Here is a 15,683-nt window from a genome sequence, read left to right as displayed (position 1 = left end):
CTAGACTTTCCGGATGACTGGATTCTCCACACGTGCCATCCACGCCGGCCAGGAGCCGGACCCCCGCACCGGCGCCGTCGTACCCGCGATCTATCAGACGTCGACCTACAAGCAGGACGGTGTCGGCGGCCTGCGCGAGGGCTACGAATACTCGCGATCGGGCAATCCCACGCGTGCCGCGCTCGAGGAGTGCATCGCCGCGTTGGAAGGCGGCGCAAAGGGTTTCGCGTTCTCCTCCGGGCTGGCCGCCGAGGATTGCGTCATGCGCGCGGTCCTGCGGCCCGGGGAGCACATGATCATCCCGACCGACGCGTATGGCGGCACGTTCCGCCTGGTCGACAAGGTGCAGAAGGTGTGGGGCGTGGACTACAGCCTCGCCAAGGTGTCGCAGGCCGACGCGATCCGCGGCGAGATCCGGCCCGGTGTCACCAAACTCGTCTGGATCGAGACCCCGACCAACCCGCTGCTCGGCATCGCCGACATCGCGGCCATCGCCTCCATCGCGCACGAAGCCGGTGCGTTGCTCGTCGTGGACAACACGTTCGCATCGGCATACCTCCAGCAGCCGCTGAGTCTGGGCGCAGACGTCGTCATGCACTCGACCACGAAATACTCCGGCGGGCACAGCGACGTCGTCGGAGGTGCCGTGGTGGTTGCCGAACACGTTGGTGTCGAAGCGTTTTCGGATCTTGCGGAGCGAGTCGGATTCCACCAGAATTCGATGGGCGCGATCGCCGGACCGTTCGACTCCTGGCTGGTGTTGCGGGGGCTGAAGACCCTCGCGGTGCGCATGGAGCGGCACTGCGACAACGCCGAGAAGGTCGTCGAATACCTGCGCGGTCGCAGCGACGTCACGCATATCCACTACCCGGGGCTGGACAGCCACCCGGGTCACGACATCGCCGCACGCCAGATGCGCCGCTTCGGCGGCATGGTCAGCTTCCAGCTCGCGGGGGGCGAGCAGCACGCCGTCGACGCCATCGGCCGCACCAAGCTGTGGACGCTGGGGGAGTCCCTCGGCGGCGTCGAGTCGCTGATCGAGCACCCGGCCCGGATGACGCACGCGAGCGTCGCCGGGACCGAGCTCGAGGTGCCCGCCGACCTGATCCGCCTGTCCGTCGGGCTGGAGGACCCGGACGACCTGATCGCCGATCTCGACCAAGCGCTCTCCTGATCGAGAGGACCCATACCGGTACGAGAGGACCCGAAATCCGGCATTGACTTCGGGTCCTCTCGTGCGTTAAGGGGTCCGCTCGATCGGTGCGCGGTGCGAGTTGACTCGAATCAAGACGCGATATATCGTCATTTGTGAACTTGCGATATGTCGCGAAATTCGGTGGCGGTTGTCGGAGGTCGATGAGACCGTAGGTCAATCGGGACGAGGGAGTCGAGATGGGTGACGCGGTGACGGCCGACGGGCTGGTCAAGCACTACAAGGACGTGAAGGCCGTCGACGGCGTGAGCCTGCGCGTGCCCGAGGGCAGCGTGCTCGGCGTGCTCGGTCCTAACGGCGCGGGCAAGACGACGACGGTGCGGATGCTCACGACGCTGATCCGGCCGGACGCGGGGGCCGCCACGGTGGCGGGTGCCGACGTGCTCCGCGACCCGCAGGCCGTGCGCCGCAGCATCGGAGTGTCGGGCCAGTATGCCGCGGTCGACGAATACCTCAGTGGCCGTGAGAATCTCGAGATGGTGGCTCGCCTTTATCACCTGCCGGCGAAGGAGGCCAAGGCTCGCGCCCGTGAACTCTTGCGTCAGTTCCGGCTGGACGACGCGGCCAATCGTCCGGCGAAGACCTACTCCGGCGGCATGCGCCGCCGCCTCGACCTGGCCGGCGCACTCGTCGCCCGGCCTCCGGTGATCTTCCTCGACGAGCCGACGACCGGTCTTGATCCGCGCAGCCGTGGTGACATGTGGGACGTCATCAATGATCTTGTCGGGCAAGGCACGTCGGTGCTGCTGACCACGCAATACCTTGAAGAAGCCGACCGTCTTGCCGACAATATCGTCGTGATCGACCACGGGCGGATCATCGCGGAAGGCACTGCGGACGAGTTGAAGGCACAGGTCGGTGGGGAGCGGCTGGAGATCACCGTTGCCGAGGCGGAGCGGATAGCTGACGCGACCCGAGTGCTCGAAGTCGTGGGCTCGGGAACGGTCGAGGCCGATCGGCACACGCGCCGTCTCATCGTGCCGGTCACGGGTGGCACCCAGTCTCTGCTGCAGGCGGTGCGTGCCTTCGATGAGCAAGCAATAGCCGTGCAGGACATCGGAATTCGCCGGCCGACCCTGGACGACGCGTTCCTCAGCCTCACCGGACACAAGGCGGTGTCCGACGAAGCCGACGATTTCGAGCAGCTCGCCGGGCAGGCGTCATGACCGACGTGAGAACTCGGTTGTCGTCGACGACGGCCGATGACAGCCAGGAGATCCGCACCGGCAGCCTGATCGGCGACGGCTTGACGGTCGCGCGGCGCAATCTGATCAAGATCCGGCGGGTGCCCGATCTGCTGATCTTCACCACCCTGCAGCCGATCATGTTCGTGCTGCTCTTCGGCTACGTCTTCGGCGCGCTCGCTGGTTCTGGTGCATCGGTGCAGTCCGGCTATCGCGAGTTCATGATGGCCGGCATCTTCACCCAGACGATCATCTTCGGTGCGACCATCACCGGCTACATGATGGCCGAGGACATGCAGAAGGGTGTCATCGACCGGTTCCGGACGCTGCCGATGCACCCGAGCGCCGTGCTCCTCGGCCGCACCCTGACCGACGTCGTCAACAACGTGGTGGTCCTGGTTGTGATGTCCGTGACGGGCCTGATCATCGGCTGGCGGATCCATCACGGTGCGCTGCACGCGCTGTGGGCCTACCTGCTGATGCTGCTCTTCGCCTATGCGCTGTCCTGGGTGTTCGCCTATGTCGGCCTGCGCGTCCGCTCCCCGGAAGTGGTCAACAACGCGTCGTTCATGATCATCTTCCCGGTGACGTTCATCGCCAACACGTTCGTGCCATCGCAGAACATGCCGGTGGTCCTGAAGCAGATCGCCGGCTGGAACCCCGTCTCGACCATCACCCAGTCGGCGCGGGAGAACTTCGGCAACCTCTATGCGCTGAAGTCCGGCCAGACCCACGCGGCTGTCGACAAGCAGACGGCATACACCTGGGCGCTGCAGCACCCGGATCTCTACACCCTCAGCTGGACCGCCGTGCTGCTGGCGGTGTTCCTGCCGTTCGCGACGGCGGCCTACAAGAAGGCCGTCGCCAAGTAGCTCGGCGGACACGAGAAAGGGCGGCGCGCCGGCGAAGTGTGCCGCGCGCCGCCCTGCCCGTATGACGGACAGCCCGTCTCAACCGGTGTAGGCTGTGGCGTCGAGGACCAACACGTCGATGGTCTTGCCGTTGGGTGCGTCGTAGGAGACCTGGTCGCCGACCTTGGCGCCGTTGATCGCGCTACCGAGCGGGGACTTCTCGCTGTAGACGTCGAGGGTGGAGTCGCCGGCGATCTCGCGACTGCCGAGCAGGAATTTCTCCTGCTCGCCGAACATCTCGACCGTCACGACCATGCCGGGGCTGACGACACCCTCGGTCGCGGACGATTGGCCCACGACCGCATTGCGCAGCAACTCCTCGAGCTGGCGGATGCGGGCCTCCATCTTGCCCTGCTCCTCCTTGGCGGCGTGATAGCCGCCGTTCTCCTTCAGGTCACCTTCTTCGCGGGCCTCCTCGATCTTGGCCGCGATATCGCTGCGGTCTTCGCCCGAGAGGTGATCCAGCTCGGCCTTGAGGCGGTCGTACGCCTCCTGGGTCAGGAAGCTGGCCGAGGTGTCGGCAGTGGTCATGACGTCTCCTTCAGTCGTCGGACCTTGGTCAAACAATGAGGTCCGGGGCCACCTCCGGCTCATCGCTCGGATGCTGGTCCCAGACCTGGGTATAGCGACCCACACTACCATCGACGTGCGCCGCGCCCGAATCGTCGTGCAGCCGCCGCACCGCCGGTCAGCGGTATGCGCAACTGTCGACGATGCCGGTGACTGCCTTGGACACGGTCGGGATGGTGCGCGTATAGGACGTGGTCAGGTGGTTGCTGGCCGGCAGGTTCACGGTCAGCACACCGACCCGGTTATGGGTGATGTCCTGCGCCTCGAGCGTGCAGGTCACCGGCTTGCCGTCCTGGTTGGTCACGAAGAACGTCACCTCGACGCTGCGGGAGTCCTTCACGGTGAACGGTCCGTTGTCCCAGCTGACGCCGCGCGTCGCCGAGATGCCCCACCAGGTGGCGATGCCGGTGGCCGCCAGCACGCCGATGATCCCGATGATCCACCACTTACGTTGTTCGGGGGTGAGTTGGGGCATCGCCATAAGGTGAGAGAATAGGTGCCGAACCCGGGTGATTCCCGGGCGCCCCGTGTGCGCCCGACCGCGGACCGCCCTTTTCCGAAGCGTCCTACGAGGAGTCCACGACGTGACAGAGGGCTTGCGCCTGTTGGCGGTTCACGCCCATCCCGACGACGAGTCCAGCAAGGGCTCGGCGACCATGGCCCGGTATGTCGACGAGGGTCACCCGGTGCTGGTGGCTACCTGCACCGGTGGCGAGCGCGGCGACATCCTCAACCCGCGGCTGAAGGGCAACGCCGACATCGCTCGTGACATGCCCGAGGTGCGTCGCGCGGAGATGGCCAAGGCGCGCGAGATCCTCGGTGTGCGGCAGGTGTGGCTGGGGTTCGTGGATTCCGGTCTGCCCGAAGGCGATCCGCCCCCGCCGTTGCCCGACGGGTGCTTCGCTCTGGAACCGCTGGATATCACCACCGAGGCGCTGGTCCGGGTCATCCGTGACTTCCGGCCGCACGTCGTTACGACATACGACGAGAACGGCGGCTACCCGCACCCGGACCACATCATGACGCACGACGTCACCGTCGCGGCGTTCGAAGCGGCGGCCGATCCGCAGGCGTTCCCGCACGCGGGTGCGCCTTGGCAGCCGCTGAAGCTCTACTACGACCGCGGCTTCTCCCGCGCCAAGATGATGGCCTTCCACGAGGCGCTGCTCGACGAGGGGCGCGAGTCGCCATACGCCGAATGGGTGGAGCGCCGCCTGAACCGCCCGGAGGGGCGGGTGACGACCCGGGTCGAGTGCTCGAAGTATTTCCCGGTGCGGGAGCAGGCGCTGCTCGCGCACGCGACGCAGATCGACCCGGACGGCACGTTCTTCGCGCTGTCGCCGGCCGGGCAGGCCAGGGTGTGGCCGACCGAGGAGTTCGACATCGCGCGGTCCTACGTGCCGATCGCCGAAGGCGAGGACGACCTCTTCGCGGGTCTGCCGCAAGACGTCGCGGCGGCCGACGCGATGGCGTCCGGCCCGCTCGGGGCGCCGGTGGTCGACGATGTGGTGCAACGACAAACGCAGGAGGCAACCCATGGGTGACGGCGGCAACGAGAGTGTGGCGGTCACCGCCGGCATCTGGGGCTTCATCGTGCTCTTCGGACTGGCGCTGGCGTGCTGGCTGCTCTTTCGCAGCATGAACAACCACCTGCGCCGGGCGCAGTGGCAGGAAGACCAGGATCACCCTGTGCGGCAACGAATTCCGAACACGAAGCCGCCGCGCGATGAACTTTCGGTGTCGCCGGGGAATCGGCCTGGCGTGAATCCGAGAGATCGCCAGGGCGGCACCGGCTGAGACCGGCGAGGGATCAACTGCCTCTCAGTTTCATAGGTAAGGTTTGCTTCTGCGTCGAGCGCAGCGGGCGGTCGGCGCAGGCCTGGGGAGTGCAACTAGATGTCCTTGCTCGGCAAGCCGTTCCTCGTCACACTCGTGATTCTCGCGGTGATCGCGCCGGTCGCGACACTGGTGTTGTGGCCGAAGGCTCGCGGCCCGCGTGCGCTGCGCGTTGTCGGCCGGTTGGTGCTGCTGGGTGTGTGCGAACTCACCGCGGTGCTGCTCGTGCTCACTGCTGCCAACGACTACGGGCAGTTCTACTCCTCCTGGAGTGATCTCCTCGGCACGGTGCACGGACACTACGCGACCGCTCAGTATGGCGCCACCGCAGCACCCGCCCGCCGTCCGGTGGTGAAGGACGCGCAGATCGTCCGGCGGCCGGCCCAGGATCTGGGCACGCTGCAGGTCCAGGGAGTCGACAACTGGTCGTCGCCGAAGCAGTGGCGCACTGAGGGCAAGGTGCTCAAGGTGCGCATCACCGGCCGCCGTTCCCACCTGTCGGAGCAGGCGCTCGTCTACTTGCCGCCGGAGTACTTCTCCCCGAAGTACGCCAAGACCGCGTTCCCCGCCGTCGAGGCGCTGACGGGGTACCCGGGCATCTACACCACCCTGGTCTCGCGGCTGGACTACCCGCGTGCCGCACTGGACCTGGTCCGCAAGCACCGTGCTGCACCCGCGATCTACGTGATGATGTCGTCCTCACCGGTCGCGCCGCGCGACACCGAGTGCAGCGACGTTCCCGGCGGCCCGCAAGCGGAGACTTATCTGAGCTCCGAGGTGCCGAACGCGATCGAGCGGGCGCTGCGGGTGCGGCATACCTGGGGCATCATCGGCGACTCGACGGGCGGCTTCTGCGCGGCGAAGTTCGCCTTCTACCAGCCGCAGGTGTTCCTCGGCGGGGTGTCGCTGTCCGGTTATTACCAGGCATTCAACGACTGGACCACCGGCGACCTGTATGGCGGGTCGCTCGAGCTGCGGCACCGCGACGACCTGCTGTGGATGCTCGAGCACCGGCCGGCCCCACCGGCAAATCTCTTCCTGACCATCAGCAAGCAGGAAACGCATCCGCGCGACGGCTACCCGGACACCGAGCGCTTCCTGAGTCTGGTGAAGCCGCCGATGCGGGCTACGGCGCTGATCGCACGGGAGGGCGGGCACAACTACGCGACGTGGGGCCGACAGCTGCCGCGTGCACTCAGCTGGTTGTCGGCCCAGATCGGCAAGCCCGGCGGCATCTTCCGCGACACTCCCGCAGGGGGCGGGAAGGCCGACGCCTCCGGTGCTGATGCGTCAACTGGTGGCGTGTCCGTAGATCGCCAGTGACGCGGCGACGTAGTGCGCGATGAAAGCGACGACGGTGAACGAATGGAACACCTCGTGGAAGCCGAACCATCGCGGCGACGGGTTCGGCCGCTTCGTGCCGTAGACGATCGCGCCGAGGGTGTAGAGAACTCCGCCGACGGCGATCAGGGTGATGATCGCCGGGCCGCCGGAGCGCATCAACGGGGCGAAGTAGAAGATCGCCACCCAGCCGAGAGCGACGTAGATGGGGGTGTAGAGCCAGCGTGGTGCGCCGACCCAGCAGACCCGGAAGAGCACACCGAGGCCGGCGCCGCTCCACACCAGCACCAGCAGGCTCAGCGCGTCGCGGCCGTGCAACAGCGTGAGCGCGAACGGCGTGTAGGTGCCGGCAATGATCAGGAAGATGTTGGAGTGGTCCATCCGCTTCAGCAGGCCCTCGACCCGCGGGGTCCACTTGCCGCGGTGGTAGACCGCCGACGTGCCGAACAGCATCGCCGCGGTGACGGCGAAGACCGCCGCGCCGATGCGGCCGCGTGCCGTCGGGGCCAGGCACACCAGGACGATGCCTGCTGCGACGGCGAGCGGTGTCATCCCGGCGTGCAGCCAGCCGCGCAGCTTCGGTTTCACCGCGCGGATCAGATCGGCCGCGTCCCGCTGCAACGAGCGCGCCGCGGCAATTTTCGGCTCGATCATGACGCCAGGGTAAGCGAACAGATTGTGACCGGAAAGCCCGTCCTGCCGCGATGAGACGAAGGTCTCGGCATACTCTGGACACCGGAGGTTTCCTCTGCACCAGCCTCCGGATGTCTTCGACAGGGAAGTGGGATCGGCCGATGCGCGTGCGTGACCTGCTCTACGCCGCGTACGAACGGCACGTGCGTAAATCGCTGCCTCAGCAGAACCTGCCACGGCACGTGGGCGTGATGCTCGACGGCAACCGTCGCTGGGCCCGGGCCCGCGGCGCGCAGACTGCGGACGGTCACCAGGCAGGTGCCGACAACATCAAGCCGCTGCTCGAGTGGTGCGAGGAGGCCGGGGTCGAGGTCGTCACGCTCTGGTTGCTGTCCACCGACAATCTCAGCCGGTCCCCGCAGGAGCTGACGCCGTTGCTCGGCATCATCGAGGGTGCGGTCGAGAGCCTCGCCGCCGAGCAGCGCTGGCGGCTGCACCCGGTGGGTGCGCTCGACCTGTTGCCCGACTCGACATCGCAGGTCCTCAAGCAGGCTGCCGATGCCACCTCCGCCGTGGACGGCATGATCGTCAACGTCGCCGTCGGGTATGGCGGGCGGCGCGAGATCGCCGACGCCGTCCGCGCGATGCTGCAGGAGCACGCCGAACGCGGCACGTCGATCGAGGAACTCGCCGAGACGCTCGACGTCGAACACATCGCCCAGCACCTCTACACCAAGGGTCAGCCCGACCCCGATCTGGTGATCCGCACGTCTGGGGAGCAGCGGCTCGGGGGCTTCCTGCTCTGGCAGAGCGCAAACTCCGAGTTCTACTTCTGCGAGGCCTACTGGCCCGACTTCCGGCGCGTGGACTTCCTGCGAGCCCTGCGTGCGTATGCCGAGCGTGATCGCCGGCTCGGCAGGTAGGCGGAACGCGAGACGACGACCGGGGCGGCTGAACGCCTCGCGAGCCTGCGAGCGTCAGCGTCCAGCCGTGCCGCGAGGAGTCGAGCTAAACTACACTACCCGAAATGCGCTGTGATGGCGCGGGATTCGCCGTCGACCGTGACGCTCCCGCCATACGGCAGCAGGAGCTGGGGGCTGGTGTGGCCGAAGTCGACGTCGAGTGCGACGACGAGGTCCGGGTTGTATTCGCGGGCCGCGCGCAGCACCGCGTCGCGTTGCTCTGCCCGCAGCCCCGCCGCTGACTCCGGCGAGACCGGGTGGTCGTGGTCGCTCACCGGCGGACGTGCCCACAGCAGCGCTGACGCGGCCGCGAGCAGGCCGCGCTCGCCGAGGTTGCGCAGCATCCAGTAGTTCTCGGTCGGTGTCTTCGGGTCCTCGTCGGCTTCGAGCAGCAGCACCATGCCGTCATACGCCGGGGCGGGCCGCAACCAGCGGTTCGCGGCGAGCGTCCACTCCACGATCGCGAGGCAGCCGCCCCAGGTGACGCCGGTGACGGGTCGCGCCGGACCACTCCAGGTCCACGGCTCGGCCGGCTGGTCCGGTGCCGGGTCGGTGAGCGCGCGCGGGTCGTCCCAGCGCCAGCCGACGTCCCGGGACCGGGCGGGCTCGGCCAGTCGCAGGTCGCCGCCGAAGAGTGCCGCGCGTAGTGACTCCAGATGCGCCCCGTCCGGCACCGGCCCGAGATGCACTTGCGTCGAACCGCCATGCACGCCCGCAATGCCGTGGAACCACAGGTAATTCAGCAGGTTGGTGTTGTCGCTGTAGCCGAGGAACCGCTTCGGGTTCGCCTGGATGACGTCCGCGTCGAGGTGCTTCAGCACGGTGATCTGGTCCTCGCCACCGATGGTCGAGACGATCGCGCGGATCGTCGGATCCGCGAAGGCGGCGGTGACGTCGGCTGCGCGCTCGGCGGGTGTCGCGTCCCGCCGCGTCGTCGGGAACTCGACAGGTTCGACACCGAACTCGTCACGCAGCCGGGCCATCGCCCGGTCGTGTATGGCGGGGAAGTGCGCCGGCGCGGCCCAGCTGGGGGAGAGCACCGCGACGCGATCGCCGGGGCGGACGGGCGGCGGCAGGACGGGTGACGACATACCGGCTATGCAATCAGGTGAACTTTGCGTGACTCGACCGGCGTGGCTTCTGCGGATCTGCATCGCCGTCCGTAGTGTCGGAACTGACGCAGCGCGATCCCCGTGCTCGCGTTCGGGAGGCCCGACGATGGAGCGATCACCGCTCCGGACGAAGGGCCGGCACCGGCTCTTCGGGGCCCGGTCCCGGCACCTGGTCCGAGAGTAGGCACGCGGCACGACCTGCCGCGCGCCTGGAGGAGATCGACATGGCCATCAGCTCCCAGCCCTCCCCTTCGACGCCCACCAGCGCGACGCCGCGCGGCATCCGCACCTACGTGCTCGACACCTCCGTGCTGCTGTCCGATCCGCGCGCGATGCGCCGGTTCGCCGAGCACGAGGTCGTGCTGCCGGTCGTGGTGGTCACCGAACTGGAGGCCAAGCGGCACCACCCGGAGCTGGGCTACTTCGCGCGCACCGCGCTGCGCGCGCTGGACGACCTCCGCGTCGAACACGGCCGGCTCGACGCGCCGGTGCCGATCGGTGACGGGGGTACCCTCCGCGTCGAGCTCAACCACACCGACCCGCAGTCGTTGCCCAGCGGATTCCGCTTGGGGGACAACGACACTCGCATCCTCGCGGTCGCGCGCAACCTGGCCAACGAGGGCAGGGACGTCACGATCGTCAGCAAGGACCTGCCCATGCGGGTCAAGGCGTCGGCGGTCGGGCTGCAGGCCGAGGAATACCGCGCGGAGCTCGCCGTCGAGTCCGGCTGGACCGGCACGGCTGAGATGGACGTCGCTCAGCAGCAGCTCGACACGCTGTATGACGACGGGCGCGTCGAGCTGGCGGAGGCCGCCGACCTGCCGTGCAACACCGGAGTGGTGCTCCTCGGCGCAGGCAGCAGCAGCGCTCTCGGCCGGGTGATGGCGGACAAGTCGGTGCGGCTGGTCCGCGGCGACCGCGATGCGTTCGGGCTGCACGGCCGGTCCGCCGAGCAGCGGATCGCGCTCGACCTGTTGCTCGACCCGGACGTCGGGATCGTCAGCCTCGGCGGCCGCGCGGGCACCGGCAAGTCGGCGCTGGCTCTGTGCGCCGGTCTCGAGGCGGTGATGGAGCGGCGCCAGCACAGCAAGGTGATCGTCTTCCGGCCGCTCTACGCCGTCGGCGGCCAGGAACTCGGCTACCTGCCCGGCACCGAGAACGAGAAGATGGGCCCGTGGGCACAGGCGGTGTTCGACACCCTCGGCGCGGTGGTGTCCCGGGAAGTGACCGAGGAGGTCATGGACCGCGGGCTGCTGGAGGTGCTTCCACTGACCCACATCCGGGGGCGCTCGCTGCACGACGCGTTCGTGATCGTCGATGAGGCGCAGTCGCTGGAGCGGGGCGTGCTGCTCACCGTGCTGTCGCGCATCGGTCAGAATTCCCGCGTTGTGCTCACCCACGACGTTGCGCAGCGCGACAACCTGCGGGTCGGCCGGCACGACGGCGTCGCCGCGGTCATCGAGAAGCTGAAGGGGCACCCGCTCTTCGGGCACGTCACGCTGCACCGCAGCGAGCGGAGCCCGATCGCCGCCCTCGTGACCGATCTGCTGGAAGGAACCGAGTCCTGAGCGAGGACCGCCGCAAATCCTTTCGTCTCAATATCTCGGTTCGGTAACGCTCAGCTGTCATCTTCGAGTAACGTACCTGCGGACGCGCTCGAAGAAAGCGGTCGGCAACGACCGCAAGAGTGCGGCGTAGCCCGTGCGACACGGTCCCCGAAATTCCCGGGTCGCGCGGCTACGCCGGAATCACCTCTGGGGCGCGTCAGCCATGTCTTCCCCCGAAAGGCTGCTGCTTCATGTCTCGTCCCGTGGGACGTCACCGCGCTCGGCGCGACACCGGAATCTACGCATTGCGCCGCCCTGCGGTCGCCGCGACTGCCGCGATCTCGACGATCTCGGTCGCCGCAGCGGCATACTCGACGGCGGCGAGCGCCAACGCGAGCGTTGCGGGTAGCCCCCGTGCCAGCATCGCGTTCGGCACGGCCGAGACCAGCTCGACCGCCCTGCTGGCCGCCAACTCGGCGGTGGCCGGTGACGGCCAGGCGCAGCTCTCCGCGGCCCAGCAGGCCGTGGCCGCACGCGCTGCAGCCGACGCCAAGGCCCGCGGCGCGGCGGCGGCGAGCGCCACTGCCGCGAGCAAGTTGCAGGCCCAGGCCGCGGAAAGCGCGAAGGCAGCGCTGAAGGCCGCAGCGGACAAGACGGCCACCGCGCCGGCTGCGGCTTCGCAGCCGTCGAGCGACCCGACGCCCCCGAGCACCTCGCGCGGCGGATCGCGCCCGACATACAGCGGCAGCCCGCAGGCGATCGCGGCCGCGATGCTCAGCTCCTACGGCTGGGGGCAGGACCAGATGGGCTGCCTGGTCAGCCTCTGGAACCGCGAGTCGGGCTGGAATGTCTCCGCGTCCAACCCGTCGTCGGGCGCCTACGGCATCCCGCAGTCGCTGCCCGGATCCAAGATGGCCAGCGCCGGCGCCGACTGGCAGACCAACCCCGCGACGCAGATCCGCTGGGGTCTGGGCTACATCCAGGCGACCTACGGTTCGCCGTGCGGTGCGTGGGGGCATTCGCAGGCGACCGGCTGGTACTGAGCCCGGCGCGTCGGGCACCTCGGCACGTCCGGGTGAGGGGCTAGTTTGGGCACCATGTTCCTGCACAAGCGCTGGTTCGTCGCGACCTACTGGATTGTCGCGCTGGTGCTCATCGGTGTCGGCGGAGCGCTCGGTGCACGGTGGGGCGACTCCCAGGCGCCCACCTTCGACAACCAGGAGAAGGGGTCCGTCCCGGCGAACGGCGTTTCGCACCTGCTCTATCAGGTCTTCGGCGGGATCCTGCTCGCCCTCGTGGTCGCCGCGCTCTTCGCCGGCGTCTGGCTGCTGCTGTGGATCCGGACCCGTCGTGCCGAGCGCGGGTATGACGAGGGCGATCTCGACCTCGACGACGCGGACGCCATGTCGGTGGATGACGTGGAGCACCTCTTCGACGAGGAGGACGACGAGGTGGACGAGACGCCCAGCCCGCCGACGCACCGCCGCTGAGCGGTTCGCGAGGTTGGGCCCAGCTCTCTCAGATCTTGCGCAGGCGCACCCGCGTCACGTGGTGACTTTCGTCCTTGCGCAGCACCAGCGTTGCCCGGCCGCGCGTGGGTGCGACGTTCTCCACCAGGTTGGGGCCGTTGATGGTGTCCCAGATCTGGCCGGCCCGTTCCACCGCCTGCTCGTCGGTGAGGGCGGCATACCGGTGGAAGTAGGCGTCCGGGTCCGCGAAAGCCGTCTCGCGCCAGCGTAGGAAGCGCTCGACATACCACTGCTTGATGTGGTCCTCACGCGCGTCGACGTAGACGGAGAAGTCGAAGAGATCCGAGACGGCCAGCGTGCCGCGATGGTCGGTGCTCGGCACGGACGGCTGCAGCACGTTGAGGCCTTCGACGATGAGCACGTCCGGCTGGCGCAACTCGATCTGCTCGCCCGGGACGATGTCGTAGGTCAGGTGCGAGTAGACGGGCGCATTCACGACCTCGGCTCCTGACTTGACCTCGGACAGGAATCGGATGAGCTTGCGCCGGTCGTATGACTCGGGAAAGCCCTTGCGGGCGAGCAGGTTCCGGCGCTCCAGCTCGGAGTTGGGAAAGAGGAAACCGTCGGTCGTGACCAGCTCGACCCGTGGGGTTCCCGGCCAGTGCGCGAGCAGTTCGCGCAGGATCCGGGCGGTCGTCGACTTCCCGACGGCCACCGAGCCGGCGATGCCGATGACGAACGGGGTGCGTGCCGGGCGCTCGCCGAGGAAGTCCGTGGTGACGCGGTGCAGCCGCCCGGTGGCCGCGACGTAGATGTTGAGCAGCCGGGACAGTGGCAGGTAGATCTCCTCGACTTCCGGTATGTCGAGCCGGTCGCCGGTGCTGCGCAGCCGCCGGATGTCGTCGGCGGTGAGGCTCATCGGGTGGGAGTCGCGCAGGCCGGACCAGCCCGCCCGGTCGAACTCGATGTATGGCGTCGGGACGGACGTGCGGCTGCGTGTCACCGGGCCATTGTCCATGCATGGGTGACTCATCGGGTTCAATTGGGCCCTATGTGTGGAATCGTCGGATATGTCGGCTCGCGAGTCGACGGGCGTGCGCTCGATGTGGTGATGGAGGGTCTGGCCCGTCTGGAGTACCGCGGATACGACTCCGCCGGGGTGGCACTGGTCGCCGACGATGCGATCGAGGTGCGCAAGCGGGCCGGCAAGCTGGCCAACCTCGCCGGGGAGATCGCCGAGCATCCGCTGGACCCGTCGCGCACGGCGATCGGCCACACGCGCTGGGCGACCCACGGGGGACCGACCGACGCGAACGCGCATCCGCACCTGGGCGGCCCGGGCGGGCGGCTGGCGCTCATCCACAACGGCATCATCGAGAACTTCCACCCGCTGCGGGCCGAGCTGCTCGCCGCCGGGGTGCAGTTCCGCTCCGAGACCGACACCGAGGTCGTCGCGCACCTGCTGGCGCAGGAGTATGACGGTGACCTCACCGCAGCGATGTTGCGCGTCGTCGCCCGGCTGGAAGGTGCCTTCACCCTCCTCGCGGTGCACGCCGACCAGCCCGGCGTCGTGGTCGGAGCGCGCCGCAACAGCCCGCTCGTGGTGGGTCTCGGTGAGGGGGAGAACTTCCTCGGCTCCGACGTGGCCGCCTTCATCGGCTACACCCGGGAGGCGCTGGAGCTGGAGCAGGACCAGATCGTCACCATCACCCCGGAGCGGGTGGATGTCATCGGCTTCGACGGCGAGGCGGCCCGTGGCAAGACCTTCCACGTCGACTGGGACGCTGCCGCCGCCGAGAAGGGCGGCTACCAGTGGTTCATGGAGAAGGAGATCCACGAGCAGCCGCAGGCCGTCGCGGACACGCTGCTCGGCCGCAGCGACGGAGCCGGCCGGCTCACGCTGGACGAGCTGCGCATCTCCGAGGCGCAGCTGCGCGCCGTCGACCGGATCACCTTCGTGGCGTGCGGCACTGCGGCATACGCCGGCATGGTGGCGAAATACGCCATCGAGCGCTGGACGCGGATCCCGGTGGAGGTCGCGCTGGCGCACGAGTTCCGCTACTGCGACCCGATCGCCGACGACCGCACGCTCGTGGTGTCGATCAGCCAGTCGGGCGAGACCATGGACACGCTGATGGCGGTGAAGCACGCCCGGGACCTCGGTGCGCTGACCGTGTCGATCTGCAACACCCACGGCTCGACGATCCCGCGCGAGTCGGACGCGGTGCTCTACACGCACGCCGGCCCGGAGATCGCGGTCGCGTCGACCAAGGGCTTTCTCGCCCAGATCACCGCCTGTTACCTGCTCGGCCTCTACCTCGCGCAACTGCGCGGGGAGTCGTATGCCGATGACGCTCGTGCCGTGCAGGCCGAACTGCAGGAGATCCCCGGTCTCATTACCGACGTGCTCGGCCGGCTGGACCGGGTGCGCGAGATCGCCCGCTTCATGGCCGACACCCGCTCGGTGCTCTTCCTCGGCCGGCACGTCGGCTTCCCGATTGCGCTGGAGGGCGCGCTGAAGCTCAAGGAGCTGGCGTACATCCACGCCGAAGGGTTCGCCGCGGGCGAGCTCAAACACGGGCCGATCGCGCTGATCGAGCCCGGGCAGCCGGTGTTCATCGTGGTGCCCGGACCGGACACCCCGCACGGGCTGCACGGCAAGGTCGTCTCCAACATCCAGGAGATCCGGGCCCGCGGCGCCCGCACCCTCGTGATCGCCCAGGACGGTGACACGGCCGTCGAGCCGTTCGCCGACGAGGTCATCCGCGTGCCGCGGACCTCCCCGATGCTGCAGCCGCTGCTCGCCGCTGTGCCGTTGCAGGTCTTCGCCCTCGAACTGTCCAACGCCAAGGGCCTGGACGTCGACCAGCCGCGCAACCTGGCCAAATCCGTCACGGTGGAATGA

Annotated in this window: 16 protein-coding genes; 11 read left to right on the top strand and 5 right to left on the bottom strand. The window is 68.4% G+C overall.

Translation table 11 applies throughout. The features are described from left to right. Positions 1-13 precede the first annotated feature (13 nt). From EFY87_RS09850 to EFY87_RS09840, 3 genes are all read left to right on the top strand, one after another. Positions 14-1,174, top strand: coding sequence for a cystathionine gamma-synthase (locus EFY87_RS09850; protein WP_123271306.1), 1,161 nt, complete (start codon positions 14-16; stop codon positions 1,172-1,174). Positions 1,175-1,392: 218 nt separating this feature from the next. Then, positions 1,393-2,379, top strand: a complete 987-nt coding sequence (locus EFY87_RS09845) for an ATP-binding cassette domain-containing protein (RefSeq protein ID WP_123271305.1) — start codon at positions 1,393-1,395, stop codon at positions 2,377-2,379. Then, complete coding sequence (locus EFY87_RS09840) at positions 2,376-3,269, top strand: ABC transporter permease (RefSeq protein ID WP_123271304.1); 894 nt, start codon at positions 2,376-2,378, stop codon at positions 3,267-3,269. The genes EFY87_RS09845 and EFY87_RS09840 overlap by 4 nt, the downstream gene beginning before the upstream one ends. A 78-nt stretch (positions 3,270-3,347) precedes the next feature. Here EFY87_RS09840 and greA read toward each other — a convergent pair whose 3' ends face one another. Beyond that, a complete protein-coding gene (gene greA, locus EFY87_RS09835; RefSeq protein ID WP_123271303.1) occupies positions 3,348-3,839 on the bottom strand; it encodes a transcription elongation factor GreA in 492 nt (163 codons plus the stop codon). Positions 3,840-3,996: 157 nt separating this feature from the next. Then, complete coding sequence (locus EFY87_RS09830) at positions 3,997-4,359, bottom strand: DUF4307 domain-containing protein (protein ID WP_123271302.1); 363 nt, start codon at positions 4,357-4,359, stop codon at positions 3,997-3,999. Between the two features lie 103 nt (positions 4,360-4,462). On the opposite strand from EFY87_RS09830, the gene mca reads away from it, so the two are divergent. From mca to EFY87_RS09815, 3 genes are all read left to right on the top strand, one after another. After that, complete coding sequence (gene mca, locus EFY87_RS09825; RefSeq protein ID WP_123271301.1) at positions 4,463-5,422, top strand: mycothiol conjugate amidase Mca; 960 nt, start codon at positions 4,463-4,465, stop codon at positions 5,420-5,422. Next, a complete protein-coding gene (locus EFY87_RS09820; protein WP_123271300.1) occupies positions 5,415-5,675 on the top strand; it encodes a hypothetical protein in 261 nt (86 codons plus the stop codon). Before mca ends, EFY87_RS09820 begins: the two co-directional genes overlap by 8 nt. A 99-nt stretch (positions 5,676-5,774) precedes the next feature. Further along, a complete protein-coding gene (locus tag EFY87_RS09815) occupies positions 5,775-7,037 on the top strand; it encodes an alpha/beta hydrolase (protein WP_123271299.1) in 1,263 nt (420 codons plus the stop codon). On the opposite strand, the gene trhA is transcribed toward EFY87_RS09815, so the two are convergent. Next, the gene (gene trhA, locus EFY87_RS09810) at positions 7,005-7,709 is read right to left on the bottom strand and encodes a PAQR family membrane homeostasis protein TrhA (protein ID WP_123271298.1); all 705 of its coding nucleotides are present in this window, start codon (positions 7,707-7,709) and stop codon (positions 7,005-7,007) included. The genes EFY87_RS09815 and trhA overlap by 33 nt on opposite strands. Before the next feature lie 140 nt (positions 7,710-7,849). Here trhA and EFY87_RS09805 point away from each other — a divergent pair, with 140 nt between their 5' ends. Continuing rightward, positions 7,850-8,611, top strand: coding sequence for an isoprenyl transferase (locus tag EFY87_RS09805; RefSeq protein ID WP_123271297.1), 762 nt, complete (start codon positions 7,850-7,852; stop codon positions 8,609-8,611). 95 nt (positions 8,612-8,706) lie between these two features. Here the strand turns inward: EFY87_RS09805 and EFY87_RS09800 are convergent, their stop codons facing one another. Then, entirely contained in the window at positions 8,707-9,741 is a 1,035-nt protein-coding gene (locus tag EFY87_RS09800) for a S66 peptidase family protein (protein ID WP_123271296.1), read from the bottom strand. 245 nt (positions 9,742-9,986) lie between these two features. Between EFY87_RS09800 and phoH2 the strand changes: the two genes are divergently transcribed. From phoH2 to EFY87_RS09785, 3 genes are all read left to right on the top strand, one after another. After that, on the top strand, positions 9,987-11,330 hold the full coding sequence (gene phoH2 / locus EFY87_RS09795; protein WP_123271295.1) for an RNA 5'-3' helicase PhoH2: 1,344 nt from the start codon (positions 9,987-9,989) through the stop codon (positions 11,328-11,330). A gap of 230 nt (positions 11,331-11,560) precedes the next feature. Further along, positions 11,561-12,352, top strand: coding sequence for an aggregation-promoting factor C-terminal-like domain-containing protein (locus EFY87_RS20665; protein WP_220093587.1), 792 nt, complete (start codon positions 11,561-11,563; stop codon positions 12,350-12,352). A gap of 54 nt (positions 12,353-12,406) precedes the next feature. Continuing rightward, complete coding sequence (locus EFY87_RS09785) at positions 12,407-12,799, top strand: hypothetical protein (protein ID WP_123271294.1); 393 nt, start codon at positions 12,407-12,409, stop codon at positions 12,797-12,799. A 28-nt stretch (positions 12,800-12,827) separates the two neighbouring features. Here the strand turns inward: EFY87_RS09785 and coaA are convergent, their stop codons facing one another. Continuing rightward, positions 12,828-13,796, bottom strand: a complete 969-nt coding sequence (gene coaA / locus EFY87_RS09780) for a type I pantothenate kinase (protein ID WP_123271293.1) — start codon at positions 13,794-13,796, stop codon at positions 12,828-12,830. A 33-nt stretch (positions 13,797-13,829) separates the two neighbouring features. Here coaA and glmS point away from each other — a divergent pair, with 33 nt between their 5' ends. After that, positions 13,830-15,683 carry a glutamine--fructose-6-phosphate transaminase (isomerizing) gene (gene glmS / locus EFY87_RS09775; protein ID WP_123271292.1) on the top strand — a complete coding sequence of 618 codons (1,854 nt, stop codon included), beginning with the start codon at positions 13,830-13,832 and terminating at the stop codon, positions 15,681-15,683.

This window comes from Flexivirga caeni (assembly GCF_003724155.1).
In the GTDB taxonomy this organism is placed as follows: Bacteria; Actinomycetota; Actinomycetes; order Actinomycetales; family Dermatophilaceae; genus Flexivirga; species Flexivirga caeni.
The sequence above is the reverse complement of the archived record's forward strand: the minus strand, read 5'-3'. Positions and strand labels throughout refer to the sequence as shown.